This window comes from Clostridiales bacterium (assembly GCA_017961515.1).
GTDB lineage: Bacteria > Bacillota > Clostridia > Acetivibrionales > RGIG10202 > RGIG10202.
This window is the reverse complement of record JAGCXC010000046.1, coordinates 36,414-56,911: the sequence shown is the minus strand read 5'-3', so window position 1 is coordinate 56,911 and position 20,498 is coordinate 36,414. Positions and strand designations below refer to the sequence as shown.

8 protein-coding genes are annotated in these 20,498 nt (G+C 32.5%); 1 reads left to right on the top strand and 7 read right to left on the bottom strand.

What is annotated here, in order from left to right; translation table 11 throughout:
• Positions 1-147: 147 nt before the first annotated feature.
• From J6Y29_03195 to J6Y29_03180, 4 genes are all read right to left on the bottom strand, one after another.
• Positions 148-486: a histidine triad nucleotide-binding protein gene (locus J6Y29_03195; protein MBP5426884.1), complete on the bottom strand. Its 339-nt coding sequence runs from the start codon at positions 484-486 to the stop codon at positions 148-150.
• A 28-nt stretch (positions 487-514) separates the two neighbouring features.
• Positions 515-3,157 carry an alanine--tRNA ligase gene (gene alaS / locus J6Y29_03190; GenBank protein ID MBP5426883.1) on the bottom strand — a complete coding sequence of 881 codons (2,643 nt, stop codon included), beginning with the start codon at positions 3,155-3,157 and terminating at the stop codon, positions 515-517.
• A gap of 82 nt (positions 3,158-3,239) precedes the next feature.
• Complete coding sequence (locus tag J6Y29_03185) at positions 3,240-5,438, bottom strand: ankyrin repeat domain-containing protein (protein MBP5426882.1); 2,199 nt, start codon at positions 5,436-5,438, stop codon at positions 3,240-3,242.
• 59 nt (positions 5,439-5,497) lie between these two features.
• On the bottom strand, positions 5,498-7,690 hold the full coding sequence (locus J6Y29_03180) for an ankyrin repeat domain-containing protein (protein ID MBP5426881.1): 2,193 nt from the start codon (positions 7,688-7,690) through the stop codon (positions 5,498-5,500).
• A gap of 218 nt (positions 7,691-7,908) precedes the next feature.
• On the opposite strand from J6Y29_03180, the gene J6Y29_03175 reads away from it, so the two are divergent.
• A complete protein-coding gene (locus J6Y29_03175) occupies positions 7,909-9,012 on the top strand; it encodes a hypothetical protein (GenBank protein ID MBP5426880.1) in 1,104 nt (367 codons plus the stop codon).
• A 40-nt stretch (positions 9,013-9,052) separates the two neighbouring features.
• Here J6Y29_03175 and J6Y29_03170 read toward each other — a convergent pair whose 3' ends face one another.
• The 3 genes from J6Y29_03170 to J6Y29_03160 are packed head-to-tail and all read right to left on the bottom strand — an operon-like array spanning position 9,053 to position 20,436.
• Complete coding sequence (locus J6Y29_03170; protein MBP5426879.1) at positions 9,053-10,789, bottom strand: NFACT family protein; 1,737 nt, start codon at positions 10,787-10,789, stop codon at positions 9,053-9,055.
• Between the two features lie 56 nt (positions 10,790-10,845).
• Positions 10,846-11,964, bottom strand: a complete 1,119-nt coding sequence (locus J6Y29_03165; protein ID MBP5426878.1) for a hypothetical protein — start codon at positions 11,962-11,964, stop codon at positions 10,846-10,848.
• A 24-nt stretch (positions 11,965-11,988) separates the two neighbouring features.
• Complete coding sequence (locus tag J6Y29_03160) at positions 11,989-20,436, bottom strand: hypothetical protein (GenBank protein MBP5426877.1); 8,448 nt, start codon at positions 20,434-20,436, stop codon at positions 11,989-11,991.
• Positions 20,437-20,498 lie beyond the last annotated feature (62 nt).

The window sequence follows — 20,498 nt, the reverse complement described above, 5'->3', positions numbered from 1 at the left end:
CCCCTCCCCTCCAATATAACAATTGTGCTCACAATAGCATTCTCATGCTTTGGGTAATTATGGGAATTATTCATTTAGCACACATCCTATTATATATTAATATATTCTATAGTGTCAATACATCAAATCCAATTATTATCTACTTTATCACACTATTTTCTCTCCTAATTTCTCTCCTCCTAGCAGATGATAATGCACATGCATTACCGTTTGTCCTGCATCTTCTCCACAATTAACTATTAATCTATATCCCTTATTATATATTCCTAGCCTTTTTGCTACTTCTTTTGCCGCTTCGTGTACTTTAAATATCAAATGAGAATTTTCCTCTGATATTTCTCTTATAGTATCCATATGAATTTTAGGAACTAAAAGCACATGAACCGATGCCTGTGGATTTATATCCTTAAATGCCACAACATCACGATCCTCATACACAATTTCTGCTGGTATTTTTTTTGCTACTATATCACAAAACAAACACATTTCAAAACTGCCTCCTCTTTTTTCTTATCTACTTTTCAATTTGCGCCTTAAGTACACTAGGAACACTGTCTAACGCGCTATCTAGTTTATCTACATCTATACCTCCTGCTTGTGCCAAATCCGGTCTTCCTCCACCTCCTCCACGAGTCTTCTTAGATATTTCTTTTAGTATATTCCCTGCATGCACACCCTTTTCCACTAAATCTTTTGTGCACGATGCGACATATACAATCTTACTGTCATTTACTCCTGCTAGTACCGAAACAACACTACCCATTTTATCTCTTATCATATCTGACAAATTCCTTAGCGCATTTGCATCAACATCAGAAAATCGCTTCACTATAAGTGGTACTCCCAAGACAGTTACACTTTTCTTAACAATATCCTCTAACGAGTTCTCCATTAGTTTAGTTTTTAGTCTATCCACCTCACGATTAGCCTCTTTTAATGCTTCCAATGTAGATTCGACCTTTTTCACACTTTCATTAACATCCGTCTTTAATGCTTTTGCTATGCTCTCCAACTTAGCTTCTACTTCTCTATAATAAGACATTGCACCTAATCCAGTCACTGCTTCTATCCTTCGTACTCCAGCTGCAACTCCTGTTTGTGACACTATTTTCATAAGCCCCGCCTTTATTGTAGATGATATATGTGTACCGCCACACAACTCCATACTATAGTCTCCTATTTGTACTACTCTTACCACATCACCATACTTTTCATCAAATAATGCAGTTGCTCCCATTTTTTTTGCTTCTGCTATATTCATTTCTTTTATCTCTACTGGCAAATCTTCTAATATCTTTTCATTTACTTCCCGCTCTACTCTACTTAACTCTTCATCTATCATTTGTTCAAAATGTGTAAAGTCAAACCTCAATCTATTATCGTCCACGCTTGACCCTGCTTGGCTTACATGATCGCCTAATACATTTTTTAGTGCTTTTTGCAACAAATGTGTGGTTGTATGGTTTTTTGCTATATTTTCTCTACGATCCTTTTGCACACTAAGCTTCATATTATCATTTATATTTACTATACCTTTTTCCACTACACACTCATGCACAAATTTCCCGTCTGCAATTTTTTGTACATCACGTACAAAAATCAAAGTATCTTTTGTACTCATATATCCAATATCAGCTACTTGGCCTCCACTTTGTGCATAAAAAGGAGTTCTATCTAATATAACTGACACTCTATCTCCTTCTTGTGCTACATCGCATAATTTACCATCTCTAACAATATATAACACTCGTCCCTCATCTTCTAATGTATCATATCCAGTAAACTTGGTCTTTATGTTTTTGTCTAAGCTTTGGTATATACTCTCACTCCATGCCGCGCTTTCTTTATCCTTTGCTCCCTTTCTTGCCAAATCTTTTTGCTTTTGCATACTCTCTTTGAATGCATCCTCATCTAAATCAAACCCACGCTCTTCTAGTATCTCTCGTGTTAAATCTACTGGGAAACCATATGTATCATGTAACTTAAATACCTTATCCCCGTCTAATATCTTTCTTTTGGTGTCATCTAACTCTTTCATATATTCATTAAGAATTACTATCCCTTGTTCTATAGTCTGCTGAAACTTTCCTTCCTCTGTATTTATAATCTTTTTTATATAACTTCTGTTCTCTTCTAATTGTCTATATGCTCCTTTAGATTCATTTATTACAACGTCAGCTATATCCGCCAAAAAAGACTCCTTTATACCAAGCAATTTACCGTGTCTTGCCGCTCTTCTTATTAGCCTTCTTAACACGTATCCTCTTCCCTCATTAGATGGCAACACTCCGTCAGATATAAGCATAACTGTGCTTCTTATATGGTCAGTTATCACTCGTATTGATACATCTGTCTTTGCATCTTTTTCATATGATACCCCGGCTCTCTTGCACACAGCATCTAGTATATTTCTTACTGTATCTACCTCAAACAAATTATTTACACCTTGCATTATACATGCCAATCTTTCAAGGCCCATACCTGTGTCTATGTTTGGATGATCTAATTTTTTATACTCTCCATCATCTGTTTTGTTAAATTGTGTGAACACCAAATTCCAAAATTCTATGTATCTGTCGCAGTCACATCCAACTTTACAATCCTTCTTATGACAGCCTCTTTCTTCTCCTAAATCAAAATAAATTTCCGAACACGGGCCACATGGACCTGTCCCTATCTCCCAGAAATTATCGTCCTTGCCCATCCTTACAATTCTCTCTTTAGGAACTCCCACATGATTAACCCATATATCAAGCGCATCGTCATCCTCTTCATATATCGATACCCACAATCTATCAACTGGCAGCTGTAATTCCTTTGTTATAAACTCCCATGCCCACGATGTAGCTTCCTTTTTAAAATAATCTCCAAAAGAAAAATTCCCTAGCATTTCAAAAAATGTACCATGTCTCGCAGTCTTACCTACGTTATCGATATCTGGCGTACGTATACACTTCTGACATGTAGTAACTCTTTTTTTGGGCGGTACCTCTTTGCCAACAAAGTAGGGTTTTAGTGGTGCCATACCCGAATTTATCAGCAAAAGACTAGTATCATTTACTGGAACTAGCGAAAAACTTGGAAGTCTTAAGTGTCCCTTTGATTCAAAAAACTTTAGATACTTTTCTCTTATCTCATTTAACCCTAATTTTTGCATCTATAAATTCATCTCCACTTCTTTTACTTTCGTCTTGAATTTTAAGTATAGCACATTTTCATCAATTTTACAAAAACATTTTTTACAACTTCGTCTTACCTTTTTTACTAGTACGTTCACTCTTTTCTACCAAAATTTTATGTCTAGTCTTCTTTTGTTTTTCTTCCCTTGTATCAACTTCCCCAAGTAACTTATAAAATTTATTCTTCTCTTTTATTTCTCCAGGATTAGTTGCCCCTTTCGAAAAAAGATATTTAGTCATATTTATATCTTCTCTTTCAAACGCTATCCCCACGGCTGTCCATCCTCTATTATCCACATTGTACACCAGCTCATTCTTTCTTTTTAATAGCGTCTCTACCGCTTTCATGTATCCTCCCTGGCATGCGTACATCAATAAATCTTTGCCGTCTTTATCAACCATATCTGTATCCACACTATTTATCATATCATCTATTATAAAAGCCATTCTATCTCCCTGCTCTAATGCATACATCAAAACACTCTTATCCTCTACATCCTTTAACTCTACATTTGCTCCTCTCCCCACTAACTTTCTTGCAATCTCAACATTCCCTTTCCTTATTGCGTACATCAACGCACATCTTCTTTTCTTGTCCACTTCATCAACATAAGCCCCCTTGTCTAGCATCTTCATTACTTTATCTGATGCATCTCCACTAACAATCAATTTTAGCATTGTGTACTTTTCTACCTTTCTAGGTTCATTCCTCTTTATTTCTACCCTTATCTCTACTTCCTTGGCTCCGTGCTCTCTCAATATCTTTCTAATCTCTTTATCTAAAGATACCTGCATGTATGTTTCATCCTTTGTTACATCTATTCCAGTATCCAATAATTGTACCACTTTATCCTTATCCGACTGTGCACATGCTTTTACTAATTTTTGTGATATTTTTTTCTCTAGTGTTCCATCAACTAGATTTAATATGTTTTTTCTTTTTACTAATTCATCCATTATATACTCATCATTGTTAACATACTGTAATGCTTCAACCGTTTCCTTAATACTAACTTTATCTATTAAGTACTTTGTAATTTCTCTATTAGCTACATTAAAGCTTTTTCCTAACGTTTTTGATCCTATCGTTCCCATCCCTTCTAATACTCTACCTACTTTATTAATGTCACTATTTTCACACGCAGATAATAATTTTTCTCTATCCTTATTCTTAAAATAATTCACTGCAAATTGATCCTTTCTAGCAATCATACTTTCTTTTAATATTCTCTCTATATTTTCATTTTCTAATATTGGTATGCATGATAAAACCTTGTTTGAATCTATCCCTGTATCCAATAATTCTCTTACTTCAAACTCATCAGCTTCATCACATGCAATAATTAATTTATCCAGTATTTTCGTTTCTAGAGTATCTTTTATATCCCCTTTTGCCACACAAATTACTTCCTTTTTGTTTGATAACTTTTCAATTACATAACTAGTAGCATCTCTATCCATATATTTTAATGCTTCTATTGTCTTTTTAAGACCAAATCTTTTAATAAGATATCTCTTAACTCCTTTACTTGATTTATTAAAATACTCTCCTAAACTTTTTATTCCCACTGCTTTTACTTTTTCTATTATATCTAGTAACTCTTCTACTTCATTCACATTACCTTTCTTGCACGCACCTAACGCCCTTTTGTTAATTTTATCCCTTGCTTCTTGTGCAACTTTATCTTTCTTTATTCCTTCACAAGATAATAACTTTTTTATAACTTCTATATTACTTACTTGATTCGCAAAAAAAATTGCTGTTTTCCCTGCATAATTAGCTTTATTTACATCTGCACCAGCATCTAATAATACATCCACAATTTCTACTTTTCTATGCCAACATACCACTTGTAGTGGAGTAAATCCATTGTTAATACCTTTATTTACATTTGCTCCATTTTCTAATAATCTTTTTACTATATCTACTCGTCCGCACACACATGCTGCATACAATGGTGTCCACCCATTTACTCTTTCAATCCTATTTATGTCTGCTCCTAATTCTATTAATTTATCTACTACCTCTATATTCCCGTGTAAACAAGCCAATATTAATGGAGTTTTCCCTTTTTCATTGACTTCGTTCACACAATCCTCGTTCCCTGCTAATTTTTCCTTCTCTATTAATTTTTCAAGTGTTTTCACATCTCCATCTATACATTTATCAAAAATATTCTTCTTTTTTGAATAAAATTCGTTTAAACGTATCATACTTACACAAAAAAATCTCATAATTCTAAAACATATATACAACATAAAATTGTCCTCCCTGTATTCTCCGCTTTTGCTTTAAAATCATAATTTAATTTTACTGTTTACATTAACCTTGTCTTGCTTTTTTTGTCAGCACTCTCGGCCTTTTCTACCAATGTTTTATGTCTAGTCTTCTTTGGCTTTTCTGCCCTTGTATCAACTTCCCCAAGCAATTTATAAAATTTATTCTTCTCTTTTATTTCTCCAGGATTAGTTGCCCCTTTCAAAAAAAGATATTCAGTCATCTTTATATCTTCTCTTTCAAACGCTATCCCTACGGCTGTCCATCCTCTATTATCTACATTGTATACCAGCTCATTTTTCTTTTCCACTAATGTCTCTACCGCCTTCATATATCCTCCCTGACATGCATACATCAATAAGTCCTTACCCTGATTGTCCAATACATCCATATTAGCACAATCTATTACTCTATCTATTATAGAAGCCATTATCTTACCCTTTTCTAATGCATACATCAACACATTCTTACCTTGTGCATCTTTCCAATCAAGATTTGCTTTTCTTTTCACTAATTCACCTGCAATTGCTACATTCCCATCTTTTATTGCATACATTAGTGCACTTATTTTTTTCTCATCATCAACCTCATTTACACTAACACCTTTATCTAATAATTTTATTACATCTTCTACTTTACATCCATTTCTAATTAATTTAATTAGTGTACTTTTTTCCTTCTTTTTAGGATAATTCTTATTTATTTCACTTCTCTTTTTCTCTTCCTTTGCACCATGATTCTTAAGCATATTTATAATATTTATATCTGTAGCTTCCTTCATGTATGATGCATCCTTTGTTACATCTATCCCCGTACTCAATAATTTTTCTACTGCATACTTGTCCGATTTCCTACATGCATCAATCAATCTCTGTGATATTTTGGTTTCAAGTGTTCCTCTAATTTGATGCAGTATATTATTTCTGTTTAACAACTCCTCTACTACATACTTATCATTTTTGATATATTGTAAAGCTTCAACAGTTTCACTTAAGCTAAATCTATTTATTAAGTACTTTGTAATTTCTATATTAGCTACACTAAAACATCTTCCTAACGTTTTGGCTCCTATTTTCCCTAATATATCTAATATTTTACCCACTTCTTCAATATTCCCAGCTTCACACATAGATAATAATTTTTCTCTATTCTTATTTTTTAAACATTTCGCAGCTTGTCCTTTCCCAGACAATAGCTTTTTTTTTAATATTTTTTCTATATTTTCATCTAATACATCTATTTGTAACAAAGCTTTTTCTATATCTAATCCCGTATCTAACAATTCCTTTACTGTATCTTCGCGAGACTCTTTACACGCAATAATTAATTTTTTCAATATCCTCTCTTCTAAAATTTTTCTTAAACTTCCTTTTGCTATACAAAGTATATTCTTTTTATTCAACAAATTCTCAATCACGTAAATAGCCTCATTTTTCTCAGTATATGGTATTGCCTCTAATGTATTTTTAATACCAAATCTATTTATAAGATACTGCTTAGCCTCTTCATCTGATTTGCTAAAATATCTCCCTAAACTATTTTTTCCTATTTTTTCCACCCTTTCTACTACGTCTAGTAGCTCTTCTAGCTCTTTTACATTGCCTTCACTACATGCAATTAGTGCCCTTTCATTAATTTTATTTTTGGCACTTTTAGCCTCCCCATCTATTTTTATTTCTTTATGCAATAATAACTTTTTCATCAACTCAATATTCCCAGTTGAATCCACTATAAAAATAGGCGTAATCCCTATTCTACTAGCTTTATTTACATCTGCTCCTCCTTCTAATAATTTCTCCACCACCTTTGTTTCACCACGTAAGCACGCCTCTTGCAGTGGAGTATATCCATCTTTGGTACTTTGTTTATTAGGATCTGCCCCTCTTTTTAATAACTTTTCTACTATGTCCGCATATCCACACATGCACGCTACATACAATGGGGTACACCCATTCACAATATCTCCTTTATTTATATCTGCGCCCATATCTAATAACTTCTCCACTATATCCGCATAACCTTGCAAACACGCTATGCCCAATAAAGATTCCCCATACTCATTGACAGCATTTACGCAATCCTTGTTCCCTAATGCTATCTCCTTATTTATTAATTTCTCCAACATCTTTATATCTCCGTTAGCACATGCCACAAATATACCAGCTTCTTCTAAAAAGAAGTTTTTTAATTCTTTCAAACGCGTTTTATACCCATAAACAGCTTTCTTGATCATAGCTTATTTTGCTCCTCCTTTAAGTTTCAACTTTTACTCTTACCATAATCCTGTTGTATTATATATCATTGCTTTATAACTTGTAAACGCTTTATTTTACATTTTTGTAAAATATTTTTTCAAAATTAAAGAAGGATTTTTTGTTTTAGATGTCGAATTATTCATAAAGGAGACGTCGCTCTCTTTTCTGAAAGTATATTAAGGGGGTTGGAGATGCAATGAGTAAAGAACTAACCAAAACACGGGATGAAAAAGAAGCTCTCGAATTATCAAAAAAACTCACTAATAAAGTTATACAGGATTTGCCTACTTTCTGGAATGAACACAAACAACAATTCTTACTAAATAATCACGCTATACCAGAAGCGCTTAAAAAATCCTTGCGTAAACAAAATACCGAGATGTTCGATTTCTTCTGGGGTAAATCTTGTGAGCAACAATTAGATTTATCTAATAATATACCTTTCTTAAATCAGATAATCGCGATAGTCACTGTTTTAAACAGCACTTATTTATTAGATCATGTGTGCAACAAAATTACTTTACCTAAACTTATTTTAAATACTAACATATTTTCTATAATATTAGAAGGTCGCTATCATTTAACCAAAAAATTTGATATAGATATGTTTTCACATTTATATCAAAAATGTTCTGATATAAATTTTTCGCTAACATCAAAAGGGATTCTTGCTGCTGCCTCGTATAAAAATTCAGCCGCAATAGATTTCTGTATACAAAAAGAATTACCAAAACCTAATCCAAAATTAATTTCTACTTGGGAAACGGCAACAAAAATTGCACTTCAAAATCAAAATATCAAAAGCGCACAAAATATAATTACTAACATTAGTAAGAAAATACCTAATTTTAATTTTGAAAATATTATTCTTTGTGCTGTCGAATATAATGCAAATGACATAGTAGATACTTGTCTTGCTTATATTAACAAAAAGAAATATCGCTTGTACGAAGAAATGTTTAAAGTAGCATCCAAAAAAAATAATATCACTCTAGTAAAAAAAATTGGTAAACAAATAAAAGATTCCAATATAATTAGCGAAGCCTTTGTCAATGCCATAAGCGCTGGTTTAGACGATATGCTTTGTGCACTAGAACAAGTTACATCTAAAAAAAGAGATGAGTTTATTTCAGATGAAATAAAAATTTTTTCTTTTTCTAACAATAGTCCCAGTAAAAGCAACAACCTTGCTTGGATATATGCTCTAATAGATTCCGAATCTATCGTGAAAACCTTCGAGATTTCACGGGTGGGACATATCCCAAACAAGACTTCATTTAAAATAAAACCCAGTTTATAATATTTATTTATAATTCTCTCAAAAAAATTATTTGGGAGAATTATTTTTTTATGTCAAATGTTAGTGTTTCATCTATACCAGGAGTTACACTTATAGTCTTACTATTGTAATAGATCACTTTCCCTGGCTTCCCATTTTTGGACTTTCGTACATTTTTGACAAAAGTATAATCCACTTCTACTACTCGGGCCTCTCGCTCTTTACTGTAGTACGCACCAAGACACGCAGCTTTATATATTACATCCATTGGCACTTCTTTTTTGTCTGTTCGTATCACAACATGAGACCCTTGCCCTCCTCTAATATGTAGCCACATATCATGTGGTGATGCCCATCTTAGCGTTAATTCATCATTTTGTTTGTTATTCTTTCCCACCATTATTATAAATCCATCTTTTGTAACAAATTTCCTAGGACAAGACACTCTATTTACCACCTTCTTGCTATACTTTGAATATTTGGATGTTTGATATCCTTCCTCTTGTAGCTCCTCTTTCACCTCTTCCAAATCATTCATATTACTACAATTCTCGATTGAATGCAAAACACCCTCTAAATATTCCAGTTCATCTTTTGTTTTATCCAACTCCTCTTTTTGCATCTTAATCGTATTTTTAGCTTTTCGATATCGTTTAAAATACCTTTGCGCATTATCATTTGGTGATATTTTCGGATCTAGTGGGATACGTATCTTTTCCATATCTGGTGAAAAGAAATTCTCTAAAACTACAAAATCCGCATCACCTGGTATTCTATATAAATTGGATACCAAGAGATCTCCATAAATCTTTGAATCATAATCACGCTTAGCCTCTCTTATCTTATTTTCCTGCAAATTCATCTTCTTATTACATCTACTAATGTTGGTGTTAACCACGCGCAGTAAGTTCGCTTTTTCGCTATTTATTGCACTAAGGATACTCTTATCTTGATAAAATTTATCTATACATTCATTTACAGACGGCATTATCTCTACATTCTTTTCGCCAAAATCTATACAATAAAAATCATCCTTTTCGCCATGTACAATACACCCTATAAATTCATTACGACGTATCTTATCTATCACCATTGTCAACTCTTCCTTAACTTTTGCTATATCTTGTTGTGACAAATCTCCTATAACATCATTATAGGACACACTTGCTCTCTTACATATATTTTTTATGATATACGGGCTAAACCCTTTTATTGTGCTTAGTATACACTCTCCCAACTCCACATCAGCTTTGTAAAATAACTCATCAACCGATACATCAAATGGCGATATTTTATCTTGCACTGGAGGCATAATATATTCTCTTGCCGGCATTATCTCCCTTACTGCACTCATCTCATTGTCCACATGTTTTATACTATCAATTATTTTATTCTCATGATTTACCAATATAATATTACTATATTTACCCATTATCTCTATTACAAGCCTTTTTTTTAGTAAATCACCTAGCTCTGTTCTAGACTCAACTTCAATCATAACAATTCTCTCGAAATCATCACATGTAATACTAAGCACTCTTCCTCCTGTAAGATGCTTTCTAAGTAACATACTAAACATTGGTGCATTAATTGGATTCTCCTTTTGCATATTAGTTAGATGTATACGTGGACAACTTGGATTTACAGTCACTAATAATTTATGATTATAACCTTTGCTTCGTATATTTAATATTATCTCATCGCAAAAGGGCTGATATGTTTTATCAACCCTTCCGCCTACTAACAATTCATTTAATTCATTAACTACGCTTCTTGTTACTACGGCGTCAAATGGCATATTCTACAACTCCTTTTCCTGTTCACTTATTCTATAATACACCAAATGCGCATTTTCTACAATACGTACCGCTCAGTACAAAATCCTTCTCTATTAATTACAATTATCTTTTTTATCTCTCCAGAAGTTTCCACTTCACTGGTCTCGTGCTCATAATCATACTTCCACACCCCGTCTTCTTTAGAATCCTTTGCTTTAATGTCATAAAAATAATTAATGTACTCTTGACTTTCCCTTTTTGATACAGGGCATATTACTATTCCCTGTGTATAATTATTAACCATTACTTTTACTTTAGCCTTTACTTTTTCATTTTCAGCCCCTTCTTCTGTTCCCTTTTCAGATTCAACTTTAGAATTATAAGTTACGCTCGCATTGGTAATATTAGGTCCTGCATACGACGCACTTGCCCCACTTTTATCATACACCGTAATTTCTTTTATTGGCAATTTAATATTTTTTAGTTCAAATTTCTTTTTCTTTGTATCCCCTTCCGCAATCTCTGTCACTTCTTTTTTCCCGTCTTTATCGGTTACCACTATTTTAGATATTCTGGTGTTCCCATCTATCAACGGCCTTATTCTTATTGTAAAGTCTGCTTTAACAGAACTATTCCCTCTAAGCGCCTCTACTAATTTAAGAGCTTCTTCCTCTCCTATTTCTCCTTCTTTATTGCTTCCATATCCCGTTACTTCTACATCAAATTTATCTACCATGGAATTATCATATGTCTTCTTCTCTAATACCTTAAGCACTAAATCTGGATCCCCTGATGAAACCCATGCACTTGTTTGGCTTAGATCATCCAGTAAAACATTTATATTAGTCTCTATTAGCGATCCATATATCGTCTCCGCATCTAGCATATCTGACGTAACAATTTTATCTTGATTTTCACTACTGCTACTACTCCCTCCATTATTGTTACTGTTATCATTATTGCCAGATATATTGGTAACACTACTACCATTTTGGCCTCCATTTGATGGACCTGTGGTGCTACTTCCACCATTAAGCACTGGCCCTAACAACATCATACAAATTGCTCCCGCGGCTACATACAAAAATATTAGTCCAAAATTATTAGCGTAAGATGACGTTGTAGAATAACTATCTCCTTCATCACTGCCACCTTCCATGTATGATTTTAAATTTCCTGCACCAAATGCTGCCATGTCCATCCCTCCTCTTTTACACCACTAGTCAATTATTTCAAATCCTTCAGTTGTTTTACTAATTGTAATTCTGTCACCATTTGATCCGTAAATAAAAACATTTCCCCAAACAAACTCATTTATCTCGTATACTTTTGTATATTTTTCTTGGATGTTGTTTTCTAATCTAGATTGTCCATTTTCATTAAGCCAATATACCTCTATTATTCCACATAAATTTCTATCAAAAGTTACCCTAACTCCGCCTGTATCCAAGCCCTCAACTTTTTCTACATGCATAAGTTTATATTCTTTAGTCCATTCTCCCCTATCGTCTCGAACTGATAGGCTTATAGGTAAATTATCACCATATGTCCTTGGTATTTTTACTTCTTTGCAATCTTCTACACTAAGTCTTTTTATCTCATCTTCACTCAACCTATCATAACCATTTCTATACTCCGCAATTGCTTCTTTGATATATCTTTGAGCATCTGTAGTTTTAATTCTTATTGTATAACTAGTATCATCTATTGTTACGCTTTCTATTGTTGTTTTATTGCTTGCCTCTGTTTTATCTAACACCCTTATCTCATCACACAATCCTGTATCTGCTATAACTTTTATGTTGCTCATATCTTGCAACTTTTTATCCAACTCAACTGTTGTCACTAAGTCTTTTTCTTTACATTCTACGTCAAATTTATTGCCCTTATCATCCCAAACGTTAATTCGTCCATCTAACGGTTTACCATTAACTTGCACTTCCATTTCTAAATTAACCTTTCCATCTTTTGCATCAACTTTATTTGCACTTTTTATCTTAGGTCCTTCTACTAATTCTATCAAACCTTTAGCACTTCTTGCTTCAATTGCTTTTATTGTTCCTACCCCATCCCTTATTACATAATTACCATTGCCTTTAGAACTTGCTTGTACTATTTGATCTCCATTGATACCATATACATTTGCTGCTCCCACTGTATCTTCTCCCTGTATTTTTATTTCAATATCGCTACCATTTTTCTTAACTTCTTCTATTGTAAATAGCTTATATTCCTTATCCCTTACTATACTATCATTATACCTTGCTACAAGTTTTATCTTATTTACATCGTAGTTATTAACATTTGCTATTATAGTCCATACATTACTATCGTCTTCATGTTTAATTGAACTTTCACATTCATTTTGATTATCATCTTTCCAGAATGTTGCCTTTACTATTTCCCACATCTCAGTTTCAACCTTTGCTATAAGGTTTATTCCTCCAACTCCTTCACTAAAATTAACTGATATCCATTCAAATTTTACTGCATCTTCTGTCTTGTCAATTATCTCACTCGCTGGCATTTCTGCAATAAGACCCATTTCATCAACTACTCTTATTTTCGAAATATCCTTATTCTGCCAATCTGCTAGCTTAATTGTTGTTTCATTTTGGTTTTTTGCATTCACAATTATACGTTCTTCTAAAATTATATTTTCCTCTTCATTAAAGCACTGTATATACGCCAACTCAGACGAGTTAGCCTTACCTTTTTCTGATCTTATAGTAATTGCTACCTCATTGTCCAAAAGGCTCTTTTTCACTGCACTAATTATACTTGGTCCATAGATTTCTTTTTTGCTTGTATAAGTTCCATCTATAATTATTATTTTTGTCGCTTCATCTTTTGGTATATAGTATCCATCACTTCTTTTTTCTGCTTCAAATGGGCCATCATTTACTGTATAATACTGCACACTTGTTGCACCACTCACTGACATTACAATATAATTTTCTTTATTTACAATATTATTTACTTCCAAGAAATCATATTCTGCCTTAAATCCTAATGAATCCACTAGAACCACTTTCTTCAACGGATACTTCTCATGATCAACCTTCTCAAATTTAAGTTCTGTATAACTTCCGACATTTTTCATGTCACTTACTGTCAATTTCTTTATATTTGTAGTTCCAGTAGTAAAGTTAATATACTGGGTTTTTGCTTTACCATTAGCAATCTTAAATGTTTTTTCAACCTTACCGCTACCTTCTACTGTCAACGTCTTAAGTTCATTTAATCCTTTGCTAAAATCAACTTGTAGTTTGTTTTTATTCGTTACCCTACATCCTGTTATAGCCGGTTTTATTTGAACATCTCTTGCTATTCCTGCATCATCCCAAAGTATTATTCCTGTATCCTCGTCATTTAAACTTGAGTCTTTTATAAAATATGCTTCCTCTTGTGTACTCTCTATTTTGATCTTACCCTCATCATCTGTTGTATAGTACATACATGCTAGTTTTTTATTTTTCTCTACGACTTCTGTGTGAGTTATAGTCTTTTTCTCACCATAGACTTTATAGTATTCTATTTTGTTTAGTCCCACACCCTCTTTATTAAATATCAAGAACTCTTTTCCACTAGGACTTTGTTCAATACTTAACATGGTGTATAAGTCTTCTACAGTACTATTACTACCCATTTTTACAACACGCACTTCATCTGTTGTATGCCCTTTATACAATTTTATAGATAGCTCAAATTCTGTAATATCCTTTATGGAAGCCTCACCTATTTTATTTAATTTAGCATCCAATAATTCGATATTTGGTAATTTCTTTTCGCTTCCATATGCACTAAATTGCACTCTTACTGTATCTGTTCCTGTAATCTCAGCTTTATATATCTTATTCCTAATGTAATACTCTGTCACATCTCCATTACTTGATTTTAATAAAACTTTTTCTATCTTACCCAGTCTTTCTGCTCCCACATTAATAGTTACCTTTTCACTTACGTTATTTGCTCTAGACTCCAAAAATGGTTTACTTGCATTTCTTTCATACACTTGTACTAAACTTAATAAATCTCCTTCTCCCTCAGTGAATTTTATTACTATCTCTGCTATTTTGTCATTCTTTCCCATTTGTACATCATCTATAGTCATACATTTATATGTTGTGTATTGGCCTTTTGTATCGTATATCATAATGTGATTAACTTTGTATGCATTACCTGACAAATTACTTCCCTTTGCTCTTCCTATGATAAGTGTATTTATTCCATCTTGCTCTTTTTGCATAGATTTTATGTTTTCTTGATTCATAGTATATATATTGCCATCTTCATCTACACAGTCTATCTTCTTTATGTCTTCTCTTCCTTTTGCAAATTTCAATTCTATCGAGTTTTGATTCTCCTTATTAACAGATAACATCTGCGGTTTTAAATACATAACATAACCTGTATTTCCTGTTACTTTAACTTGATCTATATCACTTGATACTTTTTTATTTATATAATAAATACTAGTATCTTCATCATCAACCCTAATATTTGCTCCAATCTCTTCTAGTATATTATTACCGTCTTTATTGTAACAGTCTATTCTACTAATACCCATACCATTATCACTTGCTAATAATATATTAAGTTTAATCCCTTCATCTACTTTTTCTACGGATTTTATCTCATTTATGTCGTAATCTGTAGAATTTCCTGCAGAATCAAATATTCTTATTTTAGATACCTCATTTATATTTCCATCTGGTACATACAAAGCTATATCTTCAACTGTATACTTATTATTTTTGTCTTTATTCCTTGTATATCCAGTCTTATCTTCCTTAACTTTGTCACCAGATCCAGAATACCATAATTCCTTAATGACATTATAACTACCACCCTTGTCAAAGTCTCTTGCGTACTTAAATTGTGTTGTAGCAATAACTTCCCCATTGTTATTATAACACTGTACTTTTATTACCCTATGATCACTCTCTGTATAAGACATTAAGAACTTATTCTCTTCTTTTTTTGCTTCAATTTTTGTTATCGTAATACCCTTTTCAGATATTTTCTCAGAGAAATTACTTGGCATTAATGTACCAAACTTTTCTATTAATACATCCACATGAACTGCATCAAACAAGTCTGATACTTTTGGACTCATTGATAATACTAAATTTTGCTCCTTACTCTTATCTGTATCACTTGTTGTAACTACACTTTTCGAAGCTCCTACTTTTATCCTAGTTTGCAATTCCTTAGACTGTACTCCCGCAAGCTTTTGTACACTATCAGTTGTTTTCTTCATCTTAGCATAGCCTATAATTTCACCTTCATATAAATATAACGTATTAAGTCTATATTGAGGTAACGTTGTACTAATTGTACTAGTATCCTTACCTACTTTTGTGATTATATCTATATTTACATTTTCTATATTCTTTACTATAGCCTTATTCTCTTTTGTACCTAGCTTGTTCTTTGCTAGGCTACAATTTGCATATACAATGTCTTTATATTCTTCATCTAAGAATACTATCGCATCATCATATCCATTTATAACTGTATGTGCTGTTAAACCAGATATATCCATATCCTCTATCTCATATGCTCTCTTTCCATCCAAACTTTCTAAGCGCACACAATAATATTTTTTATCCTCCACAGCTTCTTTTACATTAGCATAACTACTATAAGCATCTTCACTGTTATTTGCAACCTTATAACCCATCTTAACTATACGTAATGTCTCTGGTGCAATTAGCGGGATTTCACCAATATCAGGTCCCTCAGATGCACCCATTCTACCTATAATCTCTCCTTTTTCTATAATTCTATATTCATCTATTGTTATATCATCATATTTCTTTGTCTGCCAATCAGGGCCTATCTTATTTCCTATAACTCCTTGTATCCAAAGAGAAAAACTACTAAGCTTTGAGAATGTATATCTTCTCTCATAATCTAAACTTGTAAGCTGCACTGTCCATCCAGTATCAGTACTCCACCCAGCCTTAGTTAAAATGCAATTTTCTGGCGCAACCACTTCTAATAGTGAATCGGATTCATTAAACGCTACTGTACCTTTGGGGGAATCCTTAACTTCTACTGTTCTCCCCTTAAAACATATACCCTCTCCAGCTGGGATTTTACTCTTTGCTTTATCACAAAGAGTGTACATATCAGCAGAGGCAAACTCACCAGTTTTTTTATCTTCAGGATAATTATCATACATTACATACGAACTAATATCCCAATCTACATATCTATAATTTTTCCCGTTCTTTTTATTTGTAAATGTACTATCTAACTTAGATTTAACTTTCTCTCCAATCTTATATAGATTTATATACTCTTTTATTTCTCCACTCGTATTTCCCTTGATTTTTACTTTTAACATACCATTCTTATCTTTACCAACTTGTACTATTTGTCCCGCCTCTTCGCACTTTATCTCTACTGTTTTCCTATTAACATGTGTGGTTGTAAATCCCTTAGCAGTTGTTTTTACTCTAATTTCAGTATCTTCACCATACTTTTTAACCTCATCTCTACTTATACTATTATCCTCAACTACTTCCTCTTGTATTGACACCCCTATTATATCTCCTATTACTATATCTTCTTTTTTACTTTTTTTCGTTGTGCTTTTATTATCACTAGTTTTTGTTTCGTAATCGTTATTATCATAATCAAATTCATATGTTTTTGAACTCCAATAAGGGTCTACTGAATACAATAATTCCTTTGCCCTATCTCCAAACTCCACTATATTATTTGCTGCTTTACTATACTCTGTTCCATCTGCAAATTTTATATACTCACCTTTTTCTCTATCTATCCCTATATCTGTTATTGCCATTCCTTTTTCTGCTTTTATCGCACCTCCATAAATTCTTGCTCCTAAACTACTTTTGTTTTCCTTATCAGTAGTCGCATATCTATACATTCCTTTTTTATCTATAGGAATAATAAAGTCTGGTTCTATATCCAACACACTACTTCTGCTACTTTCATTTAATTCAATAAATACTGACGCATAGGTATTAGGACTGTTTATTATCGCTAAATTCTGTTCTGTAGTGTATTTATTTACATCCGCAACCTTTGCATTTTGTTCTAATTTTGCCTGCTCTCTTTCTGCCGCCGCCCTTCTTTCTAACAATGTAACAATATTTTTACCAAATGTACCTATTACAGTTCCCTCTGGTATTATAACGTTATTTACCTCATAATTTGTTTCTGCTATGTTTAATGTTCCATTTTCTTTTATTACTACTTCAGCTGCATCTTTATAGTCTTTCTTTAACTTCGCATTAAAAAACTTAGATATATCCTCTAGTCCCATTACTCTATATTCTCTTGCATAATCAGTACTTATGAAACTAATACATACTATTTTCTTTCCATTGCCTGTAGGATCATCCTTCATTCCTATCTCTAAAAGTTTTAAATTTTCTGGTGCAATGACTGCTGTATGCTCATATGTTAATACTTGTGCACCCAATACATAATCCCCATTATTCTGTGTTGTATAGAATGATTTAGGATATCCATACCCACCATATCTTGGCTGCACCATTTTGTTTAGTGCATCATTTATAGACATCTCATCGAATCCATTCTCTGTACCAACAAATTTATCCAATGTAGTCCAATTGCTATCTGCCGAATTATCAAGTAATTCCTTAATACCATCTTTCAAATTTTCATACGCTGTATCATTAGGATAATATAATTCCATTATATAATCTAATTTGCATTCATTGCTTTTATCTCCATCCTCTACTAACGCATAATACAATTCAGGTCCCATGAACAATTCATACAATTTTTCTTTCTCTTGCTGTAACTCACTATATATTCTCTTTCTCTCTTCTTCTTGAGAATCTGATGCAACTTTTAAATTAATTAACTCAACTTTTGAACTTTCTAGGCTTTTAAGTGAAGTTTGTATTTCTTTTAAAGTTTTTTCCTTTGCTTTCAATTCTTTATTTTTAGTTCCTATCTCTTCTTCTTTTGCTTGTATCTCCTTAATATAAGTTTTTAACCCATTTATTTTAGCTTCAACATCACTTTTTTCTGTTTTTAACGCCTCTACTATAAGGCTAAGATCCTTTTTCTTTCCCCATGATCTATATTGGCTTGAATTTGGTTCCACTGTGTACGCATAATTTGTTCCATTCTCTTCATAGCTATAGACTTCATTTTGGGTATTATAATAATTCTCAAACGCTGCCTCCTCAACTTTTGAAATTGAAATTTTTTTACTTTCCATTTTTATAATTTTATTAGCATTATCAGATAAAATATCAATGTTACCTAAATATTTATTTAAAAATTCATATAATTCTGTCATCACCGAGAAAGATAACTTATCATTAACTAATTCATTTACTTCATCTATAATAGATATACTTTCTAAATAAGAAGTATCATCCTCTTCTTTTGAATTAGATACCTTTTTTCTCTCTGTACTATCAATCTCTTCAGAATTACTATCAATTCCTTCTTCGTTCATAATTTTTGCAATTGAATTGTTATATTTATCTACACTCATATAATCATCCAACGACAAAGAACCGCTCTTTAAATTCCCCCTGTATACTTGTAAACCATCCTTCATTACATTTTCTCCCTCAAAACTCTTACATAGTACTAGGTTTTTATATTCATCAGTATACTCCTCGCCATTTTTTAATTTACTATCATATTCCTTTATCTCTTCTCTTAGTTTTGTTATATCCGATTTCAAAGTATTTATTTCTTTACTGCATGTTTCTAATTTAGTCGTTTCACTTTTTATACTACTTTCTAGATCACTTATTTTATCATCAATACTTTCTATATTATTGTAATTTAAGTTTTCTAAATCTTGCTCCTTATTCTTAATAACCTCAATTTGTCTATTATATGTATAATAATACACATCTTTTATTGATCCTGTTTTTTCTTCCGAACTTCTCTCCATAATTGGTATTTCTGACTCTCCGTTTACCCTTTTATAGTAATTCTCTAACTGCTCTCTTCTAATCATACCTGTAGCTAGTGCCTTGTTCCAATACTTCCCAAAACGTAATGAATACTGAAGCATCTCGGCAGTAATATCATATGATTTTAGTGTTTCCCTTCTATTTATATCAAATATATCTTCTTGAGTATATGTTATATTTACAAGTTTCTCCTCTTCTTTTGTTTCGCTTTTTCCTTCTTCTAAAGCTCCTTTTGTTTTTTCTTCCTGTGCTATTCCCAATTCTTTTTCCTGTGTTATTACTTCACTCTTACTTGATAAGACTGACATACCTCCTTGCATTGCCATTGACGCTAAACTCGTCACTCCTGCTGTTGTAAACTCTACTCCCGCCATAGCTCCTTTTATAGCAGCCTTAGCCATATATGTTTTTAAATCCAAGTCCTTTTTCATAAGTAACGCAATTCCCTTTATAATTCCACCTATTATCTTTCCAACCCATCCTATTTCCGAAATTGTTGTTCCCAAAACCCACTGTACTTTTATTATACTTTTCATTGTAAAATCATATATTAATAATGCAATAACAATTGCCACAACTATAAGGCCTGGAAAACTTAAAATTATGGGCGCCATAAAACCCCATAAAATTCCAAATAGCCAACTTGAAACTTTAAAAATCGCCTTAGCATAACTACCTAATGTATCTCCTACCCTATCTGAAAAATTTTTTTTACCCATAATCTAGTCATCACCTCTTTTACTTATCCCCCTTGGGTTGTATTATTAGTTATCTATCCTAA